Origin of the sequence: Maritalea sp. (assembly GCF_051251695.1) — a bacterium.
GTDB lineage: Bacteria > Pseudomonadota > Alphaproteobacteria > Rhizobiales > Devosiaceae > Maritalea.
The window spans coordinates 1-5,121 of the sequence record NZ_JBPOEU010000063.1; the positions used below are offsets into that span (position 1 = coordinate 1).

6 protein-coding genes are annotated in these 5,121 nt (G+C 50.2%); 2 read left to right on the forward strand and 4 right to left on the reverse strand.

The window, feature by feature from the left end; all coding sequences use genetic code 11:
* On the forward strand, positions 1-213 hold a 213-nt coding region (locus tag ACSHWX_RS17740), incomplete at its 5' end, for a hypothetical protein (protein WP_435669543.1).
* Between the two features lie 123 nt (positions 214-336).
* Complete coding sequence (locus ACSHWX_RS17745) at positions 337-1,215, forward strand: hypothetical protein (protein WP_435669544.1); 879 nt, start codon at positions 337-339, stop codon at positions 1,213-1,215.
* A 111-nt stretch (positions 1,216-1,326) separates the two neighbouring features.
* Here the strand turns inward: ACSHWX_RS17745 and ACSHWX_RS17750 are convergent, their stop codons facing one another.
* The 4 genes from ACSHWX_RS17750 to ACSHWX_RS17765 all read right to left on the reverse strand — a co-directional run.
* The gene (locus ACSHWX_RS17750; RefSeq protein ID WP_435669545.1) at positions 1,327-1,617 is read right to left on the reverse strand and encodes a HigA family addiction module antitoxin; all 291 of its coding nucleotides are present in this window, start codon (positions 1,615-1,617) and stop codon (positions 1,327-1,329) included.
* Positions 1,618-1,781: 164 nt separating this feature from the next.
* Entirely contained in the window at positions 1,782-2,252 is a 471-nt protein-coding gene (locus ACSHWX_RS17755) for a hypothetical protein (protein ID WP_435669546.1), read from the reverse strand.
* 54 nt (positions 2,253-2,306) lie between these two features.
* The gene (locus tag ACSHWX_RS17760) at positions 2,307-2,615 is read right to left on the reverse strand and encodes a WGR domain-containing protein (protein ID WP_435669547.1); all 309 of its coding nucleotides are present in this window, start codon (positions 2,613-2,615) and stop codon (positions 2,307-2,309) included.
* A 20-nt stretch (positions 2,616-2,635) separates the two neighbouring features.
* Positions 2,636-5,121, reverse strand: a 2,486-nt coding sequence (locus ACSHWX_RS17765) for a S8 family peptidase (RefSeq protein ID WP_435669548.1), incomplete at its 5' end; no start/stop codon positions are given.

Consider the following 5,121-nt stretch of genomic DNA (forward strand, 5'->3'; position numbering starts at 1 on the left):
GATGGATGGATTGGCCGCCTGCGTGTCGGTGCTCATTCAATCGCAAACGGCGTCCGTGGCTGCGTTGCACGGCTTGCTGAGCGAGGGCTCGAACTACGGGAATTTGCGCAGGCAACTCGAGACGAGCTTGAAATTAGTGAAGGCCGCCGAAGAGAGGCTGAGACAGAGCTAGACACGCGCGAAGTTGAGATGGATCGGGGGATGACGCATTGATGCGGCAAGACCCACCTGCAATTGGTGCCCATAAATTCGCTTAGCATCTGGTGTTTTCGTTGGCGGTGAGCAGATTTTTTCTAGATAGATCGGTTCATTGAAACTCTGTGGCAAAGGCAAAAAATGGATCACGAAGATGTAGTGTCACTTACCGGTCTGGATACAATCTGCCGTTATCAAGAGCTAACAAAAATTGGGGATAAGTCGCTCCAAAATTACGCGACAAAGACACGAGAGTTATTCGGCCCAGTGGCAAAGTCCTTCGATGACGACAAGAACGCTGAGTGGTTCATTCGCAGCTATTTGGCATTGAAATTTGTTCTGGCTTCGACCGTACTTGGTACTTCTGCGAACCACGCTGATAGTGAAAACCTCAAAATTACTTTGCCATATCTGAACTACTATACGATGCTAAATTGCGCGAGGGCGTTCATTTTCACGCTACCGTGCGTCGAATGGAGGGACGAGAAATCCATAAAAATGACACATCAGAGTATTATAAAAACAACCGGAGACAAACTCCGGCGTGTTGATGAGGGCGTAGCGCTCGCCATTAAATCTAGGCTGTTGAATGGCCAGAAGCAAAGAGAATTGTTTTCTTACCGATTTCCGGCCAGCGGGTTGAGTGTCTTCGACGGCGAGCTACTCAAGGTCGGGGAAGCCATTGAAACTGCGAGATTACTGGCTGAGTTAGCTCAATTTAACTTGTCTTGTTTAGAAGCCGCCGTTCGAAAGCATACGAAGTTGTCCTTTATGGTTGGAGAGCAGGATAACCTCTGGGACCTGATGCGGTACAATACAATGACACAAGAGCTGATAGATGATGATGATTATCATCGCGTCGGATATTTCGTTCGAAAATATAGATACCCATCAGAACTGGTTTCGTTAGGAACGCATGGTCTATTGGAGGATTTCTTTGGTGCTTGGGTTAGCGAAGATGAGAATTCTCAGGGATACAATCCGGATGAAGACTGGAACCTTCTACTCGATTTCCCCTAATCGGGGGGGCAAGTTCAGCAACAACCACATTCGAAGTTCTCAGAACGAACAGCCAGTCCAATAAGGCTAGGTTGTAGGTAATGCAGCGGTGCTGATGCTGGAATGCAATACCTACGTTGTTATGAGCGGCTCAATATTAGACACGTCATTTTTTTTTACAGCTATCGCCATGTCGTAATTTGTCTGCAAGTTCATCCAATATGCCGGTGTCGTGTTAAAAACTCGGGCGAGACGCAGCGCCATATCGGGCGTGATCCCCGTCGTGCCCTTGATCAACCGCTCGATCCGTGCCCGAGGCACGCCCAGATGTCGCGCAAAAGCAATCGCACCCATGTCCAGGGGATCAAGGTAAAGCTCTTTCAAGACTTCACCGGGGTGCACAGGTTTTTCAAGCAGGCTCATCAGTATATCCCTTCGATGGTACCCAAAAACCTAGTTAAGACCGTAGCGAGAAGATTGTGGGGCGGAGAGCAGTGGTTGGCCGCAGTACGGCAAATTAGGTCATCTGATTGAAAGATGACAATTAAACTAGCGACATTGCCCGTTTAGAGCGCAGGGCAGTCTAGTCATCTCGTGGTTCGTTTGGCGACGACTGTACCATTGAGAATCCGACGATTGATTTTGCGTTTCCACTCTAGCTGTTTGACGGAAAGATTCCGCTTGCGCTTTGTTTGCTGTAGAAAAGAGAGCTCTTTAGCATCGTACAGATACCCTTGTTTGTAGGCATAATCGATCAAGTCATCGTTGGCATTTGCACTATCGTCCTGCGCAATCCTCTTCAGACCCGCGAAAAGCGTGCCTGTCGAAATACCCATGAACCTGTTGATACAAACATTGCCAACGTAGGTTTGATGACCAGTCAGTCGGTTCGTAATGAAACAATGTTCTTTAATATCTTGCCCGCATGGGCAATTGTCCATTTCTTCTGAAACCTCAACGGCAGTGAGACCCCACTCTGCCCTCGCAGACCCGAAGTCATTGGAAGCAGAAAGGGGCAGAATATGCGCTTTCAGCCGTTCAAAATTGTGACTTTCCATTCGTCTCTCCCTTCTCTCAAATATGGATTATTAGATAGCCGAATTTGTTTTCTCTTAAGGCAACGTTCGATCGATAAGCTCAATTTTGGTATTGTCTACACCGACATCAAGTGAGTACCCACGAGCGAGCTTGGATCGACATATTTCCTGCATTGCATCCAGTGCCACCTCGAGGTTGTCAAAACAATCCAATCGAAACTGACCCCAAGTTCCACGTCTTCCCCATTGGCGTTCAACAATCTGGTTGCCCCAAAGACCCATTGAAAGAGTCATGTGGTAGAAACGCGCTTTGTTTGAAGAGACGTCATCGTGATACAGTGTAATTCCAAGACGGGCTTGAGAGACGTTCAGCAAGCAATTCATCTGTTAGTACCCACCTCTCGTTAGCGGCGTGGACGCAGCCTTGCAGCAGCTTTGATGTCTTGAGCATTTGCACGACTGGCCTGCAAAGACTGGCGCATTTCGGCAAAGACGGGTTTGGTTCCACCAGGGTCGCGGATTGTAAGCAACACAGCAAAAGGAACCCCTGCAACTGGGAATTCAGCTTCTGCGCGTACCAGACTAGTAACCTCCAGCCGCCACTCAGACGTTTCCCCGCGTTCATTGAGATTTCGGCTATATTGTTTTGACGGCCACCATTTCAACCCATGAGTAATAAGGGCCTTCTCTGGGATGCCCAGACCAGACGAATTAGGTAAATAACGCGCATCAACTTGGTTTGTGTACCCATACTGACCATCCTGGTTTTTTCGGTTCTGTCTTTGGCGCAAAGACGCTTCCAAATTCACCCTGACAAACTCGGCCCCAAAAGCGGGATCAAGGGGTGGCGCATAAACCAGCGTCATTTTGACTTGGCCAGAACATGTGCTTTGCGGACCGACAAGGCTTTGAGGCCAAGAAAAGGGAAAGCGAAGGATCGCGGGGCGACGCGCCCCAATTGTTAATCGACTTTGAAAGACCATCGTGACTTCATGATCATCTGTTTCGAGCATCTCGGCGACGTTGGTCGGCTGACCATATCCGGCAAACTGACGACCAATGTCTTTCATGCCGCGCTTCGTGAGCGGATCGGGCGTGTTTGAGTGATGCAATAGCATAGCCCGTAACGCCTCAGAGCCCAGTCCGCCCTGCGTGTCGCGATCTAATCCAGCAAGGAGTCGAGAGATCAGCGGAGCCGCAAAGCTGGTTCCCGCCACATCCTGAGAAACCCCAGTAGTGGTGATCGATTTCAGGCCAGTTGGATTTCCCGGACCCACACCTCCAGTACCACCATACGCCGCAACATCAGGCTTAACGCCGACTTGAAGGCCTGGGCCGCGTGTTGTGTACACTGTTGGTGCGTCTTTTATCTGCGTCGTGTTTGGTGGGTTAAGTGCGCCCACAGATATGGAACGGACGCTTTCGGATGGCTGAAAGATCGTGTCAGGCTGCGTTCGCGATGCAAAATAGGATACAACATCGCTCGGCTTCTTTTGCCAAGGTGCCCGAGCTTGGCCAACTGGAAGATTGCCTGCCGAGTTCACAAAGATTACGCCGTAGGTGTCTGCTATCTGATCAAGTCGCGCAGCATAGAGACCATACCGATGACGATCGACGTCGGAGGTCACATTGATCGACAAATTGAAGATCTTGACGCCGTGATCTTCACTAGCTTCAGCGACGGCCTGTTCCAGCTCCTCCAGGAAGTCAGAAAATCCATTGGGGTACTTGTCTAAGAACGGGCCCTTTGGGAAAAGCGGAACATCATAAAGAAAGCATCCACTGGTCTCCGGTGCGACAGCAAGTCCGTTGAGGCTTTGGCCAAGGGCAATTAGCCCCGCAACGCCCGTTCCGTGGTTTCCGTCAAATTCATCATCATCGAGAAAATCAAATCGACCGGAGAGCCATGAGGACAGAATGTTGGAAACGCCTGAGTCGATGACACCCACGATCGGATATGGGGCACCCTGAACGGGCGCGGGGATGGCCACTTGGCTGCCGCTGCTTGTTCCAGATTGTTGCGGAGCGGGAATGTCCTGACTCCCCAATTGAAGTTGAATAGGTGGGTTGATTGCACGGACAAGTGGATGAGCTGCGAGAGCGGCAAGTGCTTTTTCATGACGATCTGATGACAAATCAACTGGACCACTGCGCGTGATGGCAGTTACATCACGCCCTGCCAGTCCGAGGCGGTTATCGACGAGGGCTGGCTCATCACTTTGGGTCAGTTGAAATTCTAGAACGGGAGTTCGCCCGAGTTTCGTCGCCAAAAGTGTGCGTGTGCCTGGACCAAAGCTCAGCAAAATCTTTTGTAAGCTGTTCAAAAGGGCCCTGTGGCCTAGCGGATCGTCAGTAATTACGTTTTGAGACGGGGTTTCGAATAACTCGATATGATACCCCGAAACGGTGTGCGGATCAGAAAACATCTGCATGGCCGCTGCCGTGGAGAAATTACGCTTTCCTGCAACCGGAGCAATTTCAATGCTGTCGATTGCACCGACTTCTGAACGCGCGGCTGATGGCGCTGAATAAGGCAAACCAGTGTTTTTTGAGATGTTGATGACAACAGTTTGCTCTGCTTGTTCGACCCTGCGACGTAACGCTGAGAGATAGATGAGCGGGGCACGAAAATAGAGTGTCCCAACCGCGTCAGCCCCGACACATGGGAATTGATCTTTTTGAAAGAGCGACGTGACTGGGCGATAAGATTTTGCCAACGCGGCTTCCCGCATTTGAACTCTCAAGAATGTGGCGGGGCCAAACTGACTGGCTTGAACAGCGACGATAATGGCGTCGATAGACTGCAGAATTTGTGTCTTGTGAGCATTGAACTCAACATCGGCATTTTCAAAGAAATCTTTATTGCCGCCGCCTTGTCCAGGGTCAGGGG